The organism is Pseudomonas sp. UBA6753, assembly GCF_002453565.1.
GTDB classification, from domain to species: Bacteria; Pseudomonadota; Gammaproteobacteria; order Pseudomonadales; family Pseudomonadaceae; genus Aquipseudomonas; species Aquipseudomonas putida_Z.
Window position 1 is genome coordinate 1 of the sequence record NZ_DKHD01000015.1, and the last position, 21079, is coordinate 21079.

At 58.9% G+C, this 21079-nt stretch carries 21 protein-coding genes; 17 read left to right on the forward strand and 4 right to left on the reverse strand.

Features of this window, described 5'->3' with window-relative positions:
• Positions 1 to 52 precede the first annotated feature (52 nt).
• From gyrB to dnaA, 4 genes are read right to left on the reverse strand one after another with little or no spacing between them, the layout of a single operon-like run.
• On the reverse strand, positions 53 to 2473 hold the full coding sequence (gene gyrB / locus B2790_RS06975; protein ID WP_013970249.1) for a DNA topoisomerase (ATP-hydrolyzing) subunit B: 2421 nt from the start codon (positions 2471 to 2473) through the stop codon (positions 53 to 55).
• Positions 2474 to 2477: 4 nt separating this feature from the next.
• Entirely contained in the window at positions 2478 to 3581 is a 1104-nt protein-coding gene (gene recF, locus B2790_RS06980; RefSeq protein WP_087500993.1) for a DNA replication/repair protein RecF, read from the reverse strand.
• Between the two features lie 13 nt (positions 3582 to 3594).
• Positions 3595 to 4698, reverse strand: a complete 1104-nt coding sequence (dnaN, locus tag B2790_RS06985) for a DNA polymerase III subunit beta (RefSeq protein WP_003260019.1) — start codon at positions 4696 to 4698, stop codon at positions 3595 to 3597.
• 40 nt (positions 4699 to 4738) lie between these two features.
• Positions 4739 to 6277: a chromosomal replication initiator protein DnaA gene (dnaA, locus tag B2790_RS06990; protein WP_025337171.1), complete on the reverse strand. Its 1539-nt coding sequence runs from the start codon at positions 6275 to 6277 to the stop codon at positions 4739 to 4741.
• Between the two features lie 168 nt (positions 6278 to 6445).
• Here dnaA and B2790_RS06995 point away from each other — a divergent pair, with 168 nt between their 5' ends.
• The 17 genes from B2790_RS06995 to atpG all read left to right on the forward strand — a co-directional run bounded on the left by B2790_RS06995 (position 6446) and on the right by atpG (position 21070).
• The gene (locus B2790_RS06995) at positions 6446 to 6787 is read left to right on the forward strand and encodes a hypothetical protein (protein WP_286918515.1); all 342 of its coding nucleotides are present in this window, start codon (positions 6446 to 6448) and stop codon (positions 6785 to 6787) included.
• An 85-nt stretch (positions 6788 to 6872) separates the two neighbouring features.
• Positions 6873 to 7007 carry a 50S ribosomal protein L34 gene (gene rpmH, locus B2790_RS07000; protein WP_003253163.1) on the forward strand — a complete coding sequence of 45 codons (135 nt, stop codon included), beginning with the start codon at positions 6873 to 6875 and terminating at the stop codon, positions 7005 to 7007.
• A gap of 13 nt (positions 7008 to 7020) precedes the next feature.
• Positions 7021 to 7425, forward strand: a complete 405-nt coding sequence (rnpA, locus tag B2790_RS07005) for a ribonuclease P protein component (protein WP_003253166.1) — start codon at positions 7021 to 7023, stop codon at positions 7423 to 7425.
• Entirely contained in the window at positions 7418 to 7663 is a 246-nt protein-coding gene (gene yidD, locus B2790_RS07010) for a membrane protein insertion efficiency factor YidD (RefSeq protein WP_075046823.1), read from the forward strand. The genes rnpA and yidD overlap by 8 nt, the downstream gene beginning before the upstream one ends.
• Before the next feature lie 2 nt (positions 7664 to 7665).
• The gene (yidC, locus tag B2790_RS07015; protein WP_286918516.1) at positions 7666 to 9348 is read left to right on the forward strand and encodes a membrane protein insertase YidC; all 1683 of its coding nucleotides are present in this window, start codon (positions 7666 to 7668) and stop codon (positions 9346 to 9348) included.
• Between the two features lie 88 nt (positions 9349 to 9436).
• Positions 9437 to 10807 (forward strand): tRNA uridine-5-carboxymethylaminomethyl(34) synthesis GTPase MnmE, encoded by a 1371-nt coding sequence (gene mnmE / locus B2790_RS07020; RefSeq protein ID WP_085664234.1) that lies wholly within the window; start codon positions 9437 to 9439, stop codon positions 10805 to 10807.
• 635 nt (positions 10808 to 11442) lie between these two features.
• Entirely contained in the window at positions 11443 to 13335 is a 1893-nt protein-coding gene (gene mnmG / locus B2790_RS07025) for a tRNA uridine-5-carboxymethylaminomethyl(34) synthesis enzyme MnmG (protein ID WP_075047067.1), read from the forward strand.
• Positions 13332 to 13982, forward strand: a complete 651-nt coding sequence (gene rsmG, locus B2790_RS07030) for a 16S rRNA (guanine(527)-N(7))-methyltransferase RsmG (RefSeq protein ID WP_013970242.1) — start codon at positions 13332 to 13334, stop codon at positions 13980 to 13982. Before mnmG ends, rsmG begins: the two co-directional genes overlap by 4 nt.
• Positions 13983 to 14000: 18 nt before the next feature.
• Entirely contained in the window at positions 14001 to 14792 is a 792-nt protein-coding gene (locus B2790_RS07035; RefSeq protein WP_012274913.1) for a ParA family protein, read from the forward strand.
• 9 nt (positions 14793 to 14801) lie between these two features.
• On the forward strand, positions 14802 to 15674 hold the full coding sequence (locus tag B2790_RS07040; protein ID WP_075046821.1) for a ParB/RepB/Spo0J family partition protein: 873 nt from the start codon (positions 14802 to 14804) through the stop codon (positions 15672 to 15674).
• 149 nt (positions 15675 to 15823) lie between these two features.
• Complete coding sequence (locus B2790_RS07045) at positions 15824 to 16231, forward strand: F0F1 ATP synthase subunit I (RefSeq protein WP_008092225.1); 408 nt, start codon at positions 15824 to 15826, stop codon at positions 16229 to 16231.
• A gap of 16 nt (positions 16232 to 16247) precedes the next feature.
• A complete protein-coding gene (atpB, locus tag B2790_RS07050) occupies positions 16248 to 17117 on the forward strand; it encodes a F0F1 ATP synthase subunit A (RefSeq protein ID WP_003260030.1) in 870 nt (289 codons plus the stop codon).
• A 144-nt stretch (positions 17118 to 17261) separates the two neighbouring features.
• Entirely contained in the window at positions 17262 to 17519 is a 258-nt protein-coding gene (gene atpE, locus B2790_RS07055; protein WP_003097235.1) for a F0F1 ATP synthase subunit C, read from the forward strand.
• A gap of 56 nt (positions 17520 to 17575) precedes the next feature.
• Entirely contained in the window at positions 17576 to 18046 is a 471-nt protein-coding gene (locus tag B2790_RS07060; protein ID WP_003260032.1) for a F0F1 ATP synthase subunit B, read from the forward strand.
• A gap of 12 nt (positions 18047 to 18058) precedes the next feature.
• A complete protein-coding gene (locus B2790_RS07065; RefSeq protein WP_286918517.1) occupies positions 18059 to 18595 on the forward strand; it encodes a F0F1 ATP synthase subunit delta in 537 nt (178 codons plus the stop codon).
• A 21-nt stretch (positions 18596 to 18616) separates the two neighbouring features.
• Entirely contained in the window at positions 18617 to 20161 is a 1545-nt protein-coding gene (gene atpA, locus B2790_RS07070) for a F0F1 ATP synthase subunit alpha (RefSeq protein ID WP_013974906.1), read from the forward strand.
• 48 nt (positions 20162 to 20209) lie between these two features.
• Complete coding sequence (atpG, locus tag B2790_RS07075) at positions 20210 to 21070, forward strand: F0F1 ATP synthase subunit gamma (RefSeq protein WP_013974905.1); 861 nt, start codon at positions 20210 to 20212, stop codon at positions 21068 to 21070.
• Positions 21071 to 21079: the final 9 nt, after the last annotated feature.

Genomic DNA, 21079 nt, shown 5'->3' on the forward strand with positions numbered 1-21079 from the left:
TAACCCTTCGCAAGCCCCGTAACGTGCAGCTTTTCTGTGAACCTACACCGGATCAGAAGTCCAGGTTCGATACCGACAGCGCGTTGCTTTCGATGAAGTCACGACGCGGCTCGACCGCATCACCCATCAGGGTGTTGAAGATCTGGTCGGCAGCGATCGCATCCTCGATGGTGACCTTGAGCATACGGCGGACGGTTGGGTCCATGGTGGTTTCCCACAGCTGCTCAGGGTTCATCTCGCCCAGCCCTTTGTATCGCTGGATGGTGTGGCGCTTGGTGGTTTCGTTCATCAGCCAATCCAGGCCTTCCTTGAACTCGACAATTGCCTTGCGGCGCTCACCGCGCTGCACGTAAGCACCTTCGCCCAACAAGCTGGACAGCTTGGCACCAATGTTGACTACGGTACGGTAGTCATTGCTGCCAAAGAAGTCACGGTTGAAGGTGACGTAGCTGGCCAGGCCGTGGGAGGTAACTTCCACTTCTGGCAACCATACGTTGCGCTCTTTGTCTTCGCGCAGGCTGGCTTTGTAAACCAGGCCGGACTTCTGGCTGTTGTTCAAACGTTCCTGGAACTGGGCCAGCCAGGCTTGCATCACAGCGTGGTCACCCAGCTGTTCCAGGCTCACCTCCGGCAGGTAGATGAAGTGCTCGGTCAGCTCTTCCGGGTACAAGCGCGACAGACGCTTGAGTGTCTTCATGACACTACGGAATTCATTCACCAGTGCTTCCAGCTGCACACCGGAAACCGCTGGTGCCGACTCGTCCAGGTGCAGGCTGGCATCTTCCAGGGCCGACTGGGTCATGTACTCTTCCATGGCCTCGTCGTCCTTGATGTACTGCTCCTGCTTGCCTTTCTTCACCTTGTACAGCGGTGGCTGGGCAATGTAGATGTAGCCGCGCTCGACCAGCTCCGGCAGCTGACGGAAGAAGAAGGTCAGCAGCAGGGTACGGATGTGCGAACCGTCAACGTCAGCATCGGTCATGATGATGATGTTGTGATAACGCAGCTTGTCGATGTTGTACTCTTCGCGGCCAATACCGCAGCCCAATGCAGTGATCAGCGTGCCCACTTCCTGGGACGAGATCATCTTGTCGAAGCGCGCTTTCTCGACGTTGAGGATTTTACCCTTCAACGGCAGGATTGCCTGGGTACGACGGTTGCGGCCTTGCTTCGCCGAGCCACCCGCGGAGTCACCCTCCACCAGGTACAGTTCGGAAAGGGCAGGGTCCTTTTCCTGGCAGTCCGCCAGTTTGCCTGGCAGGCCGGCAATATCCAGCGCGCCTTTACGGCGAGTCATTTCACGGGCTTTACGTGCCGCTTCACGGGCACGGGCAGCGTCGATCATCTTGCCAACGACGGCCTTGGCCTCGTTCGGGTTTTCCAGCAGGAAGTCGGCGAAGTACTTGTTCATCTCCTGTTCCACGGCGGTTTTCACCTCCGAGGAGACCAGCTTGTCCTTGGTCTGCGAGCTGAACTTAGGGTCCGGCACCTTCACCGAGATGATCGCGGTCAGGCCTTCACGGGCGTCGTCGCCAGTGGTCGCCACCTTGTTCTTCTTGGCCAGGCCTTCCTGTTCGATGTAGCTGTTCAGGCTACGGGTCAGCGAGGACCGGAAGCCCACCAGGTGAGTACCGCCATCACGCTGCGGAATGTTGTTGGTGAAGCACAGCAGGTTTTCGTTGAAGCTGTCGTTCCACTGCAGGGCGACTTCAACACCCACGCCATCGTCACGCTGGACGTTGAAGTGGAATACCTGGGAGTTGACCGGGGTCTTGTTGGTGTTCAGGTATTCAACGAACGCACGCAGGCCGCCTTCGTACTTGAAGAACTCTTCCTTGCCGCTACGTTCATCCTTCAGCAGGATGCCAACGCCCGAGTTGAGGAAGGACAGTTCGCGGATACGCTTGGCCAGGATGTCCCAGCTGAAGTGAATGTTCTTGAAGGTTTCAGCCGAAGGCTTGAAGTGGATGTGGGTACCGGTGGTTTCGCTGTCACCGACTACCGCCATCGGCGCCTGTGGAACACCGTGAACGTAGGTCTGTTCCCAGATTTTGCCGCTACGGCGAACGGTCAGTACCAGTTTCTCGGACAGGGCGTTCACTACAGAAACACCTACGCCGTGCAGACCGCCGGATACCTTGTAGGAGTTGTCGTCGAACTTACCGCCAGCGTGCAGCACGGTCATGATGACCTCGGCTGCGGAAACGCCTTCTTCTTTATGCACGTCGACCGGAATGCCGCGACCGTTGTCGCGCACGCTGATGGATTCGTCCGGGTGGATGATGACGGTGATGTCATCGCAGTGACCGGCGAGGGCTTCGTCGATCGAGTTGTCGACCACCTCGAAGACCATGTGGTGCAGGCCGCTACCATCATCGGTGTCGCCAATGTACATGCCGGGGCGCTTGCGCACGGCATCCAAACCTTTCAGCACCTTGATGCTGGAGGAGTCGTACGTTTGATTTTCGCTCATGCATTCACTCCCGATGGTCGTGGGTCTGGGTGATACGGCCTTGTTCCACGTGGAACAAAGCAACTGGCGTTTCCGTCTGCCAGCCTTCCCTCAGTAATTCGTGATCTACACAGGTGATGAACACCTGGCAGCGTAATTCTTCAAGCAAGCGACACAGCGCGCGGCGATGCTGGTCGTCCAGTTCGGACGGCAAGTCATCCACGAGATAAATACAGTGACCGCGGCGAGCCTGACTAACGAGGTGGCCTTGGGCAATGCGCAATGCGCACACCACCAGCTTTTGCTGACCACGCGACAGGATGTCGGCTGCATTGTTGGCAGCCAGACGAAGACGCAGATCAGCACGCTGCGGACCGGCCTGGGTGTGGCCCATCTGCTGATCGCGAAGGAGAGAGGAAGCGAGTACTTCTTGCAGTTCCCGGTCCTTGTCCCAGCCTCGGTAGTAGCTAAGGGTCAACCCGTCCAGCTCGACCAGTTCGCTCAGGGTTCGCTCGAAGACGGGCTTCAAGGCCTTGATGTAGTTGCGACGGTATTCATCTATTTCCGCACTGGCCAGGCACAATTCCCGGTCCCAGGCGGCTTGCGAAGCTGGGTCAAGTGTACCATGCCGCAACCATGAGTTCCGCTGCCGCAGTGCCTTCTGCAGCCGTTGCCAGGCTGGCAGAAAACGAGGTTCCACGTGGAACACCCCCCAATCCAGGAACTGGCGGCGTATTTTCGGAGCGCCTTCCAACAAGCGGAAACTGTCCGGATTGATGAGCTGAAGCGGTAGCAATTCAGCCAGTTGCGCCGCACTCCGCGCATTCTGCCCATCGATGCGAATAGTGAACTCCCCCTGCCGCTCCCGGGATACACCCAGGTTACTGCTGCCACCCTCGGCCAATTGCACTTCGCCGAACACGGTACAGGCCGATTGTTCGTACTGGATAACCGGGTTCAGGCGGGTGCTGCGGAACGAGCGCGCCAGCCCGAGCAGGTGCACGGCCTCAAGCACGCTGGTTTTGCCGCTGCCGTTGGCGCCGTAAAGGATGTTGATGCGGGGGGACGGTGAGAGTGTCACCGGGTGCAAGTTGCGCACCGCGGTGACCATGATACGTCGAAGAGACATTTCGCCTGCTACGTTACAGACGCATCGGCATGACAACGTAGGAAGAATCGTCATTGCCAGCTTCCTGCAGCAGGGCACTGCTGTTGGAATCGGACAGGATCAGACGAACTTGCTCGGTAGTCATTACGCCCAGCACGTCCAGCAGGTAGCTGACGTTGAAGCCGATTTCCAGCGAGCTACCTTCGTAGTCCACGCTGATTTCTTCTTCAGCTTCTTCCTGCTCGGGGTTGTTGGCCTGGATTTTCAGTTGGCCAGCAGCCAGTTGCAGGCGGATACCGCGGTACTTTTCGTTGGAAAGAATCGCAGTACGGCTAAAGGCTTCACGCAGCGCCTGACGGTCGCCGACCACCAGCTTGTCACCGCCCTTGGGCAGTACGCGCTCGTAGTCCGGGAACTTGCCGTCCACCAGTTTGGAAGTGAAGGTGAATTCACCAGTGGTGGCGCGAATGTGGTGCTGGCCCAGGACGATGCTGACCATGCCTTCCGGGTCGGTCAGCAGGCGTGCCAGTTCGAGGATACCTTTGCGTGGCACGATGACCTGGTGGCGATCATCCTGCTCGATCGGTGCGCTCATGGAGCACAGCGCCAGGCGGTGACCGTCAGTGGACACAGCTCGCAGGGTGTTGCGGGAAACCTCCAGCAGCATACCGTTGAGGTAGTAGCGCACATCCTGCTGGGCCATGGCGAAACTGGTGCGCTCGATAAGGCGGCGCAGCTTGCTTTGTTCCAGGTTGCAGGTCAGCGAGCCCGGGCCTTCTTCCACGGTCGGGAAGTCATTGGCTGGCAGGGTCGACAGGGTAAAGCGGCTACGGCCGGCCTTGACCAACAGTTTCTGCTCGTCGACCTTGATATCGATCAGGGCGTCGTTAGGCAGGCTTTTGCAAATGTCCATCAGCTTGCGTGCCGGGACAGTGATTTCGCCAGGCTCGGCCGGCTCTTCCAGTTGCACGCGGCCTACCAGTTCGACTTCCAGGTCGGTACCAGTCAACGACAGTTGCTGGCCTTGCACGACCAGCAATACGTTGGACAGGACCGGCAAGGTCTGGCGGCGCTCGACGACACCGGCGACCAGTTGCAGGGGTTTCAACAGGGCTTCGCGTTGAATGGTGAAATGCATGGTCTAGTCCCTTGCCTTCAATTAGCTGCGCAGACGGCCATCAGGTCGTCAGCGTCCGCAGCAGGTTCTTGTAGTCCTCGCGGATGTCCGCGTCGGATTCCTTCAGTTCGTTGATCTTGCGGCAGGCGTGCAGCACGGTCGTATGGTCGCGACCACCGAACATGTCGCCGATTTCCGGCAGACTGTGGTTGGTCAGTTCTTTGGACAAGGCCATGGCCACCTGGCGTGGACGCGCCACGGAACGCGAACGACGCTTGGACAACAGATCGGAGATCTTGATCTTGTAGTACTCGGCGACGGTACGCTGAATGTTATCCACACTGACCAGTTTGTCCTGGAGCGCCAGCAGGTCCTTGAGCGATTCACGAATCAGTTCGATGGTAATGTCGCGGCCCATGAAGTGCGAGTGAGCGATCACCCGCTTCAATGCGCCTTCCAGTTCACGGACGTTGGAACGGATGCGCTGGGCAATGAAGAAGGCCGCGTCATGCGGTAGTTCGACCTTGGCCTGGTCGGCCTTCTTCATCAGGATCGCCACGCGGGTTTCCAGCTCTGGTGGCTCGACGGCAACCGTCAGGCCCCAACCAAAGCGCGACTTCAGGCGCTCTTCCAGGCCTTCGATTTCCTTGGGGTAGCGGTCAGAGGTAAGGATTACCTGCTGACCACCCTCGAGCAGGGCGTTGAAGGTGTGGAAAAACTCTTCCTGCGAGCGCTCTTTACGGGCAAAGAACTGGATATCGTCGATCAGCAACGCATCCACCGAGCGGTAGAAACGCTTGAATTCGTTGATGGCGTTGAGCTGCAGCGCCTTGACCATGTCCGCGACGAAGCGCTCCGAATGCAGGTACACGACCTTGGCGTTCGGGTTCTTCTTCAGCAGGTGGTTACCCACAGCATGCATGAGGTGGGTTTTACCCAGGCCCACACCACCATAAAGGAAGAGCGGGTTGTAACCATGCTTGGGGTTGTCTGCCACCTGCCAGGCAGCCGCGCGCGCCAACTGGTTCGACTTACCTTCGACGAAGGTGTCGAACGTGAAGGTGCGGTTCAGGTAACTGGTGTGTTTGAGCGCACCTTCAACCTGCACGGTGCGCTGTTCGGTCCGGGCACTGCCAGCCGACGCAGAAGCCGGCTCGGCCATGGCATCGAAGCTGTCACGCGAGGAGGGCTCGGCCAGTTCATCGACCAGCACAGGCTCGGCCGCCGCCACGGCGACGGGTTCGACCGCTGCCGGCACTGCCTTCTGTGTCTGGCTCTGGGCCTGGGTCTGGGCCAGCGAGGCGGCCACCGCAGCACTTACTGGCGCGTTGGGTGCGGCACGTGGCGCAGAGCTGCGACGGCTGCCGATCAACAAGGAAAGGGCAGGCGCAATGCCGCTGCCGTTTTCGCCCAACAGCTCGAGCAAACGACCCAGGTACTTTTCATTGACCCAATCGAGAACGAAACGGTTAGGCGCATAGACGCGCAACTCGTCGCCTTCGGCTTCGACCTGTAGCGGACGGATCCAGGTGTTGAATTGCTGGGCAGGCAGTTCATCGCGCAGAAGCTCCACGCACTGCTGCCAAAGTTCCACTGACACGGATATCCCCTGAGTTTGAAAGCCGGATGAGGCAAAAACAAACCGCCATTGTACCGGTCGAGCGTTCAGTTATCCACATGTGGACACGTTAGGAACCATGACAAAACAGCCATTTATCGACCAAAACGGCTTCTTCGCACTGTGAATAAGCCCTGTGGATAAGCAGCCATGAGCGCTATGCACAACCCTGAGGTCAAGCCTGTTGATAACTCCGCTGTGGATAAGCGGGTATTTAATCCACAGCTTTTGACCACGAAGAAAACAAGCGCAGCACCGGTTGAGAACACAGTTGTAAAACTCTGTACAGCCCGGATTTTCTGGCCTCAAGCGGGTTATCCACAGAAGGTTATCCACTTAAGATTTATAGATTCTTCAGAAAAGCTTTTTATATGTCTCTTCTTTTTTTTCATGTTGTCCCCAATTCGTGTGTCCGATCAAGCACCCTTGGGGGATGGACAAGCACGCACCGTCCATCACGTGCTCTATATGGAAAGACTGGTTGGAAATTGACCTACGGGCTTGCTTTCTCTAGAATCGCCGGTCTCTTAAAAAGGGGGCCATCCCGGCCCGTCGTCGACAAACCAGGTAACACGCCATGAAACGTACTTTCCAACCAAGCACCATCAAGCGCGCGCGCACCCACGGCTTCCGTGCCCGTATGGCTACCAAGAACGGCCGCGCTGTTCTGTCGCGTCGTCGTGCCAAAGGCCGTAAGCGTCTGGCCATTTGATTTTTCGGCACAGGTGGTGAGTCAGGACTTCAGTCGGGAAAAGCGACTGCTTACACCCCGACATTTCAAAGCGGTCTTCGACTCCCCAACCGGCAAGGTTCCAGGGAAAAACCTGCTGATCCTTGCTCGCGAGAACGGCCTCGATCACCCACGCCTTGGCCTGGTGATCGGCAAGAAGAGCGTCAAGCTCGCCGTTCAACGCAACCGCCTCAAGCGCTTGATGCGCGATTCCTTTCGCCTGAACCAGCAATTGCTTGCCGGGTTGGACATTGTGATCGTCGCGCGCAAGGGATTGGGTGAGATAGAAAACCCGGAATTGCACCAACACTTTGGCAAACTCTGGAAACGCCTGGCGCGCAGCCGGCCCACTCCAGCAGTGACCGCCAATTCCGCAGGGGTAGACAGCCAAGATGCGTAAACTGGCGCTCGTTCCGATCCAGTTTTACCGTTACGCCATTAGTCCTCTAATGGCCAGCCACTGTCGTTTCTTCCCCAGTTGCTCCTGTTACGCTTATGAAGCCATCGAAAACCACGGCCTCTGGCGTGGTGGGTGGCTAGCCGTTCGTCGCCTGGGGCGTTGTCATCCGTGGAACGACGGCGGTTTCGATCCCGTTCCTCCCGCTCCTTCCTCCCGAACTTCTTCGATAGCCGAGTAATCATGGATATTAAACGCACGATCCTGATCGTCGCCCTGGCAATCGTGTCCTACGTCATGGTCCTCAAGTGGAACCAGGACTACGGCCAGGCTGCCCTGCCGACTCAGAATACTGCTGCCAGCACCGTTGCCCCGGGTTTGCCGGATGGCGTACCGGCCGGTAATGCCGGCGCCAGCGCCGATGTGCCAAGCGCCAACGCCGAAACCAGCGCAGCCGAACTGGCACCGGTTGCGGTCAGCAAGGACCTGATCCGGGTCAAGACCGATGTCCTGGAGCTGGCTATCGATCCGGTCGGTGGTGACATCGTCCAGCTGAACCTGCCGCAGTACCCACGTCGCCAGGACCACCCGGACATTCCTTTCCAGCTGTTCGACAACGGTGGCGAGCGTGTCTACTTGGCACAAAGCGGCCTGACCGGCGTCAACGGTCCGGATGCCCGTCCTGCCGGTCGCCCTCTTTACGCTACCGACAAGAAGGGTTACCAGCTGGCCGATGGCCAGGAACAATTGGTGGTCGACCTGAAGTTCAGCGAAAACGGCGTCAACTACATCAAGCGCTTCAGCTTCAAGCGCGGCGAGTACGACCTGACCGTCAGCTACCTGATCGACAACCAGAGCGGTCAGGCCTGGAGCGGCAACATGTTTGCCCAGCTCAAGCGTGATGCCAGCTCCGATCCGTCGTCGAGCACTGCCACCGGCACCGCTACTTACCTGGGCGCTGCCCTGTGGACCCCTTCCGAGCCTTACAAAAAGGTCTCGATGAAGGACATCGACAAAGGTAGTTTGAAAGAAAATGTGTCCGGCGGCTGGGTTGCCTGGCTGCAGCACTACTTCGTGACCGCCTGGATTCCGGCCAAGTCGGACAACAACGTTGTTCAGACCCGCAAGGACAGCCAAGGCAACTACATCATCGGCTATACCGGCCCGGCCATCAGCGTGCCTGCTGGCGGCAAGGTCGAAACCAGCGCCATGCTGTACGCCGGCCCGAAAATCCAGTCCAAGCTGAAAGAGTTGTCCCCAGGTCTGGAACTGACTGTCGACTACGGTTTCCTGTGGTTCATCGCCCAGCCGATCTTCTGGCTGCTGCAACATATCCACAGCCTGCTGGGTAACTGGGGCTGGTCGATCATCGTGCTGACCATGCTGATCAAAGGCCTGTTCTTCCCGCTGTCGGCTGCCAGCTACCGTTCGATGGCGCGCATGCGTGCCGTTGCGCCGAAGCTCGCTGCACTGAAGGAACGCTTCGGTGACGATCGCCAGAAGATGTCCCAGGCGATGATGGAGCTGTACAAGAAAGAGAAGATCAACCCGCTGGGCGGCTGCCTGCCGATCCTGGTGCAGATGCCAGTGTTCCTGGCCCTGTACTGGGTACTGCTGGAAAGCGTGGAAATGCGCCAGGCTCCATGGATGCTGTGGATTACCGACCTGTCGATCAAGGATCCGTTCTTCATCCTGCCGATCATCATGGGCGCCACCATGTTCATCCAGCAGCGCCTGAACCCGACGCCGCCGGATCCGATGCAGGCCAAGGTGATGAAAATGATGCCGATCATCTTCACCTTCTTCTTCCTGTGGTTCCCGGCTGGTCTGGTGCTGTACTGGGTTGTGAACAACTGCCTGTCGATCGCACAGCAGTGGTACATCACCCGCAGCATCGAAGCAGCCAGCAAAAAAGCTGCTGCTTGACAGGCTACTGCGCTAGCCTGTGAATAAAAAACGCCCCCTAGTGGGGCGTTTTTGCTATCTGTCGTTTTTGTCGTAGAGGCTTTCGAGCATGAACACTGTGCGTGAAACCATCGCCGCCATCGCCACCGCCCAGGGCCGCGGCGGTGTGGGGATTGTCAGGTTGTCCGGCCCTCTGGCTGCCAAGGCCGGCCAGTTGATCACCGGCCGTACGCTTACCCCGCGCCACGCCCATTACGGCCCGTTCCGCGACGAGGAAGGCCTGGTGCTGGACGAAGGGATCGCGCTGTTCTTCCCTGGGCCGAATTCGTTCACCGGCGAGGACGTGCTGGAACTGCAGGGCCATGGTGGCCCGGTGGTGCTGGATATGCTGCTGCAGCGCTGTGTACAAGTTGGTTGCCGGCTGGCTCGCCCGGGTGAGTTCAGCGAACGTGCATTCCTCAATGACAAGCTCGACCTGGCCCAGGCCGAAGCCATTGCCGACCTGATCGAAGCCAGTTCCAGCCAGGCTGCGCGCAACGCACTGCGTTCGCTGCAGGGCGAGTTCTCCAAGCGCGTGCACAGCCTGACCGAAGCACTGATAGCCCTGCGCATCTACGTCGAGGCGGCGATCGACTTCCCCGAGGAAGAAATCGACTTCCTCGCTGATGGCCATGTACTTTCGATGCTCGATATCGTTCGCGGCGAGTTGTCCACAGTGCAGCGGGAAGCCGGGCAGGGTGCCTTGCTGCGTGACGGCATGACCGTGGTCATCGCCGGTCGGCCGAATGCCGGCAAGTCGAGCCTGCTGAATCAGCTGGCCGGACGGGAAGCGGCCATCGTCACCGACATTGCCGGCACCACGCGGGACATCTTGCGCGAACATATCCACATCGACGGCATGCCGCTGCACGTGGTCGATACTGCCGGGTTGCGCGACACCGATGACCATGTGGAAAAGATTGGCGTGGAACGTGCGCTGAAGGCTATTGGCGAGGCCGACCGGGTGTTGTTGGTGGTGGATTCCACTGCGCCCGAGGCCAGCGACCCGTTCGCCCTGTGGCCAGAATTTCTCGACCAGCGGCCAGACCCGGCCAAGGTGACGCTGATTCGCAACAAGGCCGATCTTAGTGGTGAGCGGGTAGCGCTGGAACAGTGCGATGACGGCCATGTAACGATCACCCTCAGTGCCAAAGGGGACGATGCAGGGCTGCAGTTGCTGCGTGACCACCTGAAGGCCTGCATGGGTTATGAACAGACGGCCGAGAGTGGTTTCAGCGCTCGCCGGCGCCATCTGGATGCCCTGCGCCAGGCCAGTGAGCACCTGGAACATGGCCGTGCACAACTGACCCTGGCTGGCGCGGGTGAGCTGTTGGCGGAAGACCTGCGGCAGGCGCAGCAGGCCCTGGGGGAGATTACCGGGGCATTCAGCTCTGATGACCTGCTGGGGCGGATTTTCTCCAGCTTCTGCATCGGCAAGTAATTCACAGCCAGGCAAAACCAAGAGCCGCTCCTTCGGGAGCGGCTTTTTTTTGCCTCAAATTCTTTGCAACAGATGACCGTGTTCAGGCGAACCGAGTACCAGTGGGAGCGGGCGTGCCCGCGAAGAGGCCCTTACCAGCCCTGAGTCTGTGTGGCTGTACCGACGAATTCGCGGGCTCGCCCGCTCCAACCTTGTCCGTATCTGGCCGCCAGCTCGAGGATTTTTTCAATCTCAGGCTGACTAAGGGGCGCAGGAGCCCTGTGGAAAACTCGCCTTCAGCTCCGTTGATAAGCAGGCTTTTTTTCTGAGGACAAACCCGCTTGTGGGTAAACAGCCATTTAATCCACAGGCTAAATCGTGTTATCCATAGCCCTCATGGTACTCCAACCACAGGGTTTAATTTTTCTCTACACGGCATGAATAAAGGCCTACATAACCTTATCCACAGCAAAGCTTGTGCATAAGAATAAACATAAAAACAAAGCTTTTTTAAATTTTTCCTCTTTGATTTCTGTTGGCTGCCACTCATCCACAGACTGGTCAAAATTTGCTCAGACGGTTTCTTTAAAGGGGGTGAAGTCCCTATACTTGTCCGCTTACCTTCTCTATTCGCAAAAACAGGCACGAGGTGCGTGGTGGATTTCCCTTCCCGTTTTGAAGTGATCGTCATCGGCGGCGGCCATGCCGGTACCGAGGCTGCGCTTGCGTCTGCACGCATGGGTGTGAAAACCCTGCTGCTGACCCATAACGTGGAAACCCTCGGTCACATGAGCTGCAACCCCGCCATTGGCGGTATTGGCAAAAGCCATCTGGTCAAAGAGATCGATGCCCTCGGCGGCGCCATGGCGCTGGCCACCGACAAGAGCGGCATCCAGTTCCGCGTTCTGAACAACCGCAAGGGCCCGGCCGTACGCGCCACCCGTGCACAGGCCGACCGCGCCATCTACAAGGCAGTGGTGCGTGAAATCCTGGAAAACCAGCCGAACCTGTGGATATTCCAGCAGTCCTGCGACGACCTGATCGTCGAGCAGGACCAGGTCAAAGGCGTGGTGACCCAGATGGGCCTGCGTTTCTTCGCCGAATCGGTGGTACTGACCACCGGTACCTTCCTCGGCGGGCTTATCCACATTGGTTTGCAAAACCATTCCGGTGGTCGCGCCGGCGATCCACCTTCGATCGCCCTGGCCCACCGCATGCGTGAACTGCCGCTGCGCGTCGGCCGCCTGAAAACCGGTACCCCGCCACGCATCGACGGCCGTTCGGTGGACTTCTCGGTGATGACCGAGCAGCCAGGCGATACGCCGATCCCGGTGATGTCGTTCATGGGCAACGCCCAGATGCATCCGCGCCAAGTGAGCTGCTGGATCACCCACACCAATGCGCGCACCCACGAGATCATCGCCTCGAACCTCGACCGTTCGCCGATGTACTCGGGTGTCATCGAAGGTGTCGGCCCGCGCTACTGCCCGTCGATCGAAGACAAGATCCACCGCTTCGCCGACAAGGAAAGCCACCAGGTGTTCATCGAGCCGGAAGGTCTGACCACCCATGAGCTGTACCCCAACGGTATTTCCACTTCGCTGCCGTTCGACGTGCAGCTGGAGCTGGTGCGGTCGATCCGCGGCATGGAGAACGCCCACATCGTTCGCCCGGGCTATGCCATCGAATACGACTACTTCGACCCGCGCGACCTCAAGTACAGCCTCGAGACCAAAGTCATCGGCGGCCTGTTCTTCGCCGGCCAGATCAACGGCACTACCGGTTACGAAGAAGCCGGCGCCCAGGGGTTGCTGGCCGGGACCAACGCCGCCCTGCGGGCGCAGGGCCGAGACAGCTGGTGCCCGCGCCGCGACGAGGCGTACATCGGTGTACTGGTCGACGACCTGATTACCCTGGGTACCCAGGAGCCGTACCGCATGTTCACTTCGCGTGCCGAGTACCGCCTGATCCTGCGCGAAGACAACGCCGACCTGCGCCTGACCGAAAAGGGCCGCGAACTCGGCCTGATCGACGACCTGCGCTGGGCCGCCTTCTGCGCCAAGCGCGACGGCATCGAACGCGAGGAGCAGCGCCTGAAGTCGACCTGGGTACGCCCGAACACCGAGCAAGGCCAGGCCATTGTGGATAAGTTCGGTACCCCGCTCAGCCACGAGTACAGCCTGCTCAACCTGCTGGCGCGCCCGGAAATCGACTACGCCGGGCTGATCGAGGCAACCGGCGGCGAAGCGATCGATCCACAGGTCGCCGAGCAGGTCGAAATCCGCACCAAGTACGCCGGCTACATCGACCGCCAGCAGGATGAAATCGCACGTCTGCGCGCCAGCGAAGACACCCGCCTGCCTGTGGATATCGATTACTCGACGATTTCCGGCCTGTCCAAGGAAATCCAGGGCAAGCTGGGCCAGACCCGACCGGAAACCCTGGGTCAGGCTTCGCGTATCCCGGGCGTGACCCCGGCGGCGATTTCCCTGTTGCTGATTCACTTGAAAAAACGCGGCGCTAGCCGCGAATTGGAGCAAAGCGCTTGAGTTCCCTGGTCACCCCGCAACACGCTGAAGAGTTGTCCACAGGTGCGCGCCAGCTCGGTGTCGAGCTGAGCGCCGAGCATCACGAAAAGCTGCTCGGCTACCTGGCCCTGTTGATCAAATGGAACAAAGCCTACAACCTCACCGCCGTGCGCGACCCCGACGAGATGGTGTCGCGTCACCTGCTCGACAGCCTCAGTGTCATGCCGTTTATCCACAGCGAGCGTGACAACTGGCTGGATGTCGGCAGTGGCGGTGGCATGCCCGGTATCCCATTGGCTATCCTGCATCCGCACAAGCGCGTGACAGTGCTGGACGCCAATGGCAAGAAGACCCGCTTCCTGACCCAGGTGAAAATGGAGCTCAAGTTGGACAACCTCACGGTTATCCACAGTCGGGTCGAAGCCTTCCAGCCGACACAACCGTTCAGCGGAATCATCTCCCGCGCCTTCAGCAGCATGGAGAACTTCACCAACTGGACCCGCCACCTGGGCGACACCGGGACGCAATGGCTTGCAATGAAGGGGCTGCATCCTGCCGATGAACTGGTAGCATTGCCCGCAGACTTCACAGTGGAAAGCGAGCAGGCCCTGACCGTTCCAGGTTGCCAGGGCCAGCGCCATCTGCTGATACTGCGCCGCAAGGCATGACTGGGAACACACGCAACAATGGCTAAGGTATTCGCAATCGCGAACCAGAAAGGTGGTGTGGGCAAGACAACCACCTGTATCAATCTCGCCGCCTCGCTGGCCGCGACCAAGCGTCGTGTGCTGCTGATCGACCTCGATCCGCAGGGCAACGCCACCATGGGCAGCGGTGTGGACAAGCACGAGCTCGAGCACTCGGTCTACGACCTGTTGATCGGGGAATGCGACCTGGCCCAGGCCATGCATTACTCCGAGCACGGTGGTTTCCAGTTGCTGCCGGCCAACCGTGACCTGACCGCCGCCGAAGTGGTGCTGCTGGAAATGCAGGTCAAGGAGAGCCGCCTGCGCAACGCCTTGGCGCCGATTCGCGAGAACTATGACTACATCCTCATCGACTGCCCTCCGTCGCTGTCGATGCTCACGCTCAACGCCCTGGTCGCCTCCGATGGCGTGATCATCCCGATGCAGTGCGAGTACTACGCACTGGAAGGTCTCAGCGACCTTGTGGATAACATCAAGCGCATCGCCGCCCGGTTGAACCCGGAGCTGAAGATCGAGGGCCTGCTGCGGACCATGTACGATCCGCGCCTGAGCCTGAACAACGATGTCTCGGCGCAGCTGAAGGAGCACTTTGGCCCGCAGCTGTACGACACGGTCATTCCGCGCAACATTCGCCTGGCCGAGGCCCCGAGCTTCGGCATGCCGGCCCTGGCCTACGACAAGCAATCGCGAGGCGCGCTGGCTTATCTGGCCCTGGCCGGGGAACTGGTACGCCGTCAACGCCGTCAATCACGCACTGCACAAACAACTTAAGGAATCCGTATGGCCGTCAAGAAACGGGGTCTCGGACGTGGGTTGGATGCACTGCTCAGTGGTCCTTCCGTCAGCGCGCTCGAAGAGCAGGCTGTGAAGATCGACCAGAAAGAACTGCAACACCTGCCGGTCGAGCTGATCCAGCGTGGCAAGTACCAGCCGCGCCGGGACATGGACCCGGAGGCGCTGGAAGAGCTCGCGCACTCGATTCGCAACCATGGCGTGATGCAACCGATCGTGGTGCGCCCGATCGATGGCAACCGCTTCGAGATCATTGCCGGTGAGCGCCGCTGGCGCGCCACCCAGCAGGCTGGCCTGGACAAGATCCCGGCGATGGTCCGCGAAGTGCCCGACGAAGCCGCCATCGCCATGGCGCTGATCGAGAACATCCAGCGCGAAGACCTCAACCCGCTGGAAGAGGCCCTGGCCCTGCAGCGCCTGCAGCAGGAGTTCGAGCTCACCCAGCAACAGGTGGCGGATGCCGTGGGCAAGTCGCGGGTGACCGTGGCCAACCTGCTGCGCCTGATCACCCTGCCTGACGCGATCAAGACCATGCTCGCCCATGGCGACCTGGAGATGGGCCACGCCCGTGCATTGCTCGGCCTGGAAGAACACCGCCAGGAAGAGGGGGCGCGTCATGTTGTCGCACGTGGCCTCACCGTGCGCCAAACCGAGGCACTGGTTCGTCAGTGGCTCAGCGACAAACCTGATCCGGTCGAACCGAGCAAACCTGATCCGGATATCGCACGCCTTGAACAGCGGCTCGCAGAGCGCCTGGGCTCGGCCGTGCAGATCCGCCATGGCAACAAGGGCAAAGGCCAATTGGTTATTCGCTACAACTCGCTTGACGAGTTGCAAGGCGTGCTTGCTCACATCCGCTGAAACAATTCCCGTTGTAGCGCGCAGTCGGAAATCACTACCGAATAGTTGAATAGGGGTTAATCCACCCCTATACTCTGCGCGCATTTTGTCGGCACAAATTATGCCAAGTCATAACTGACTTGCTGGTCGACTTCCGAGGAGCAGTTGTGATGGAAATCCGCACGCCAAACCGCCTGCCTTTCCATCGCTGGGCGGTTTTCCCGGTACTGCTGGCTCAATTCGTCGTACTGCTGCTGGCAACGTTGGTGTTGTGGCAGTGGAAAGGGGCGGTCAGTGGATATTCAGGCCTTTGCGGAGGTTTGATTGCCTGGCTACCCAATGTGTATTTCGCCTGGAAGGCCTTTCGCTTCAGCGGGGCCCGGGCGGCACAAGCCATCGTCAAGTCGTTCTACGCTGGCGAGGCAGGCAAGATGATTTTGACGGCAGTGCTTTTTGCACTGACCTTCGCAGGAGTGAAGCCACTGGCGCCGTTAGCAGTATTCGGCGTCTTCGTGTTGACCCTTTTGGTCAGCTGGTTCGCGCCCCTGCTGATGAATAAAAGACTTTCGAGACCTTAGGGCGTTTGAGGCAACCATGGCAGCAGAAACCGCTTCGGGCTATATCCAGCACCACTTGCAGAACCTGACCTACGGTCAACTACCAGACGGCAGCTGGGGCTTCGCCCATTCGGCTGCAGAAGCCAAGGCAATGGGCTTCTGGGCGTTCCACCTGGACACCCTGGGTTGGTCCGTCGCGCTGGGTCTGATCTTCCTGTTCATCTTCCGCATGGCGGCCAAGAAGGCGACTTCCGGCCAACCTGGCGGCCTGCAGAACTTCGTAGAAGTGATGGTGGACTTCGTCAACGGCAGCGTGAAGGACTCCTTCCACGGCCGTAGCCCGGTAATCGCTCCGCTGGCGCTGACCATTTTCGTCTGGGTATTCCTGATGAACGCCGTCGACCTGGTACCGGTCGACTGGATTCCTCAGCTGGCCATCCTGATCTCCGGTGACCCGCACATTCCATTCCGCGCCGTGTCGACCACCGACCCGAACGCGACCCTGGCCATGGCCTTCTGCGTGTTCGCCCTGATCATCTTCTACAGCATCAAGGTCAAGGGCCTGGGCGGCTTCATCGGTGAGCTGACCCTGCACCCGTTCGGCAGCAAGAACATCTTCGTTCAGATCCTGCTGATTCCGGTCAACTTCCTGCTGGAATTCGTCACCCTGATCGCCAAGCCGATCTCGCTGGCACTGCGTCTGTTCGGCAACATGTACGCCGGCGAACTGGTGTTCATCCTGATCGCTGTAATGTTCGGCTCCGGCCTGCTGTGGCTCAGCGGCCTGGGTGTGGTGCTGCAATGGGCGTGGGCTGTGTTCCACATCCTGATCATCACCCTGCAAGCTTTCATCTTCATGATGCTGACCATCGTCTACCTGTCGATGGCTCACGAAGATAACCATTAAGACCGCCTGGCGTGTCTGATAGCCTTCCCCGCCTGTTCGGGGGGAGGGCTTAAAAAGTCCGCAAGGGCATGCTGTACCAAACGATTTGTTTTACCGCTTCAAACTAAAAACCTAACCAATACGACGTAAAAGTCGGGAGGAAAGATGGAAACTGTAGTTGGTCTGACCGCTATCGCTGTTGCTCTGCTGATCGGCCTGGGTGCTCTGGGTACCGCCATTGGTTTCGGCCTGCTGGGCGGCAAGTTCCTGGAAGGCGCTGCTCGTCAACCAGAAATGGTTCCGATGCTGCAGGTTAAAATGTTCATCGTTGCCGGTCTGCTCGACGCCGTAACCATGATCGGTGTTGGTATCGCTCTGTTCTTCACCTTCGCGAATCCGTTCGTTGGTCAGATCGCCGGCTAATCACTCGTCACCACGAGTTGATGGCTGTATGAATTAAGACCGAGCGAGGTGTTGGCGTGAACATTAATGCAACCCTGATTGGCCAATCCGTTGCTTTTCTGATTTTTGTACTCTTCTGCATGAAGTATGTATGGCCTCCGGTCATCACTGCCCTGCAAGAGCGCCAAAAGAAGATTGCCGACGGCTTGGACGCTGCCAACCGCGCAGCTCGCGACCTGGAGCTGGCCCAAGAGAAAGCGGGTCAGCAACTGCGTGAAGCTAAAGCACAGGCAGCCGAAATCATCGAGCAAAGCAAGAAACGCGCTGCTCAGCTTGTCGAGGAAGCCCGTGATCAGGCCCGCGTCGAAGCTGACCGTGTGAAGGCTCAGGCTCTGGCCGAGATCGAACAGGAACTGAACAGCGCTAAAGACGCCCTGCGCGCCCAAGTGGGTGCCCTGGCCGTTGGTGGTGCTGAAAAGATCCTTGGCGCCACAATCGATCAAAACGCGCATGCGGAGCTGGTTAACAAACTGGCCGCTGAAATTTAAGCGAGGGCGATCATGGCAGAACTGACCACGTTGGCCCGACCTTACGCTAAGGCTGCCTTTGAGCATGCCCAGGCCCATCAGCAACTGGCCAATTGGTCAGCCATGCTCGGCCTGGCTGCTGCGGTGTCGCAAGACGACACCATGCAGCGCCTGCTCAAGGCCCCGCGACTGACGAGCGCAGAAAAGGCCGCCACGTTCATTGACGTGTGCGGTGACAAGTTCAATGCACAGGCACGGAATTTCATTCATGTTGCCGCGGAAAACGACCGTCTCCTGCTTCTGCCGGAGATTGCCGTCCTGTTCGACCTGTACAAGGCCGAGCAAGAGAAATCCGTGGACGTGGAAGTCACCAGTGCCTTCGCGTTGAACCAAGAACAGCAAGACAAACTCGCCAAGGTTCTCAGTGCACGGTTAGGCCAGGAAGTGCGCCTGCACGCGTCGGAGGATGCCAGCCTGATTGGCGGCGTCGTCATCCGCGCTGGTGACCTGGTAATCGATGGCTCTGTTCGCGGCAAAATCGCGAAACTGGCCGAAGCATTGAAATCTTGAGTTTGAAGGGGCAGCAGAGCAATGCAGCAACTCAATCCTTCCGAAATTAGTGAAATCATCAAGGGCCGCATCGACAACCTCGATGTGAGCTCCCAAGCCCGTAACGAAGGTACCGTTGTTTCGGTATCCGACGGTATCGTGCGGATCCACGGTCTGGCCGACGTCATGTACGGCGAAATGATCGAGTTCCCTGGCAGCGTATTCGGCATGGCCCTGAACCTGGAGCAAGACTCCGTAGGTGCAGTGATCCTGGGTGCCTATGACACCCTCGCCGAAGGCATGAGCGCCAAGTGCACCGGTCGCATCCTGGAAGTTCCGGTCGGCAAAGGCCTGCTGGGCCGCGTCGTCGACGCTCTGGGTAACCCGATCGATGGCAAAGGTCCTCTGACCACCACCGAAACCGACGCGGTCGAAAAGGTCGCTCCAGGCGTGATCTGGCGTAAGTCGGTAGACCAGCCTGTACAGACTGGCTACAAGTCCGTCGACGCCATGATCCCTGTCGGCCGTGGCCAGCGCGAGCTGATCATCGGTGACCGTCAGATCGGCAAGACCGCCATGGCCATCGACGCCATCATCAACCAGAAAGACTCCGGTATTTTCTGTGTTTATGTTGCTGTCGGCCAGAAGCGTTCCACCGTTGCCAACATCGTTCGCAAGCTGGAAGAAGCCGGCGCCCTGGCCAACACCATCGTGGTCGTTGCCAGTGCTTCGGAATCCGCCGCACTGCAATTCCTGGCGCCATACGCCGGCTGCACCATGGGCGAGTTCTTCCGTGACCGCGGTGAAGACGCCCTGATCGTTTACGATGACCTGTCCAAGCAGGCTGTTGCCTACCGTCAGATCTCCCTGCTGCTGCGCCGTCCACCAGGACGTGAAGCGTACCCAGGTGACGTGTTCTATCTCCACTCCCGTCTGCTGGAGCGTGCATCGCGCGTTTCGGAAGAGTACGTCGAGAAGTTCACCAACGGTGCTGTGACTGGCAAAACAGGTTCCCTGACCGCCCTGCCGATCATCGAAACCCAGGCTGGCGACGTTTCCGCGTTCGTTCCGACCAACGTGATTTCCATCACCGACGGTCAGATCTTCCTGGAATCGGCCATGTTCAACTCGGGCATCCGCCCTGCAGTGAACGCCGGTGTTTCGGTATCCCGCGTAGGTGGTGCCGCTCAGACCAAGATCATCAAGAAGCTGTCCGGTGGTATCCGTACCGCTCTGGCTCAGTACCGTGAACTGGCTGCATTCGCCCAGTTCGCTTCCGATCTGGACGAAGCGACCCGCAAGCAGCTGGAGCATGGTCAGCGCGTTACCGAGCTGATGAAGCAGAAGCAGTACGCGCCGATGTCCATCGCGGACATGGCCCTGTCGCTGTACGCCGCTGAGCGTGGCTTCCTGACTGACGTAGAAGTCTCCAAGATCGGTAGCTTCGAGCAAGCACTGATCGCCTTCTTCAACCGTGATCACGCTGAACTGATGGCGAAGATCAACGTGAAGGGTGACTTCAACGACGAAATCGACGCAGGCCTGAAAGCCGGTATCGAGAAGTTCAAGGCCACCCAGACCTGGTAAGCCGCAGCGGGGGCTCAGGCCCCCGCTTGCTAACCTGATAGGTGATACATGGCAGGCGCAAAAGAGATTCGCAGTAAGATTGCGAGCATCAAAAGCACGCAAAAAATTACCAGCGCCATGGAGAAAGTGGCGGTCAGCAAGATGCGCAAGGCACAAATGCGCATGGCTGCTAGCCGTCCTTACGCGGAGCGTATCCGCCAGGTGATCGGTCATCTGGCCAACGCCAACCCGGAATACCGCCACCCGTTCATGATCGAGCGCCCTGTAAAGCGCGCCGGTTATATCGTGGTGAGCAGTGACCGTGGTCTGTGCGGTGGCTTGAACACCAACCTGTTCAAGGCCCTGGTCAAGGACATGAACGAAAACCGCGAACAGGGCGTGGAAATCGACCTGTGCGTGATCGGCAGCAAGGGTGCGACTTTCTTCCGCATCTTTGGCGGCAACGTCGTAGCCGCGATCAGCCACTTGGGCGAAGAGCCATCGATCAACGATCTGATCGGCTCCGTCAAAGTAATGCTGGACGCCTACCTGGACGGCCGTATCGATCGCCTCTCGGTGGTTTCGAACAAGTTCATCAACACCATGACCCAGAAGCCAACGGTCGAGCAATTGGTACCGTTGGTGGCAACCCCGGATCAGGATCTCAAGCATCACTGGGACTACCTGTACGAACCCGACGCAAAAGAGCTGCTGGACGGCTTGATGGTGCGTTACGTGGAGTCGCAGGTGTACCAGGCGGTGGTCGAGAACAACGCTGCTGAACAAGCGGCCCGGATGATCGCCATGAAGAACGCCACAGACAACGCCGGTGATTTGATCAAAGAGCTTCAGTTGATCTACAACAAGGCGCGTCAGGCTGCGATCACCCAGGAGATCTCGGAAATCGTCGGCGGCGCTGCCGCGGTTTAACGGTTCAAA

Excerpts from the sequence above, each read along its gene's own strand:
- yidC (WP_286918516.1), top strand. The coding sequence starts at position 7,666 with ATGGATATTAAACGCACGATCCTGATCGTCGCCCTGGCAATCGTGTCC.
- B2790_RS07065 (WP_286918517.1), top strand. The coding sequence starts at position 18,059 with ATGGCAGAACTGACCACGTTGGCCCGACCTTACGCTAAGGCTGCCTTT.
- B2790_RS07040 (WP_075046821.1), top strand. The coding sequence starts at position 14,802 with ATGGCCGTCAAGAAACGGGGTCTCGGACGTGGGTTGGATGCACTGCTC.
- atpB (WP_003260030.1), top strand. The coding sequence starts at position 16,248 with ATGGCAGCAGAAACCGCTTCGGGCTATATCCAGCACCACTTGCAGAAC.
- atpE (WP_003097235.1), top strand. The coding sequence starts at position 17,262 with ATGGAAACTGTAGTTGGTCTGACCGCTATCGCTGTTGCTCTGCTGATC.
- rpmH (WP_003253163.1), top strand. The coding sequence starts at position 6,873 with ATGAAACGTACTTTCCAACCAAGCACCATCAAGCGCGCGCGCACCCAC.
- B2790_RS07045 (WP_008092225.1), top strand. The coding sequence starts at position 15,824 with ATGGAAATCCGCACGCCAAACCGCCTGCCTTTCCATCGCTGGGCGGTT.
- gyrB (WP_013970249.1), bottom strand. The coding sequence starts at position 2,473 with ATGAGCGAAAATCAAACGTACGACTCCTCCAGCATCAAGGTGCTGAAA.
- mnmE (WP_085664234.1), top strand. The coding sequence starts at position 9,437 with ATGAACACTGTGCGTGAAACCATCGCCGCCATCGCCACCGCCCAGGGC.
- atpG (WP_013974905.1), top strand. The coding sequence starts at position 20,210 with ATGGCAGGCGCAAAAGAGATTCGCAGTAAGATTGCGAGCATCAAAAGC.
- atpA (WP_013974906.1), top strand. The coding sequence starts at position 18,617 with ATGCAGCAACTCAATCCTTCCGAAATTAGTGAAATCATCAAGGGCCGC.
- dnaN (WP_003260019.1), bottom strand. The coding sequence starts at position 4,698 with ATGCATTTCACCATTCAACGCGAAGCCCTGTTGAAACCCCTGCAACTG.
- B2790_RS06995 (WP_286918515.1), top strand. The coding sequence starts at position 6,446 with ATGAGCGCTATGCACAACCCTGAGGTCAAGCCTGTTGATAACTCCGCT.
- recF (WP_087500993.1), bottom strand. The coding sequence starts at position 3,581 with ATGTCTCTTCGACGTATCATGGTCACCGCGGTGCGCAACTTGCACCCG.
- B2790_RS07035 (WP_012274913.1), top strand. The coding sequence starts at position 14,001 with ATGGCTAAGGTATTCGCAATCGCGAACCAGAAAGGTGGTGTGGGCAAG.
- yidD (WP_075046823.1), top strand. The coding sequence starts at position 7,418 with ATGCGTAAACTGGCGCTCGTTCCGATCCAGTTTTACCGTTACGCCATT.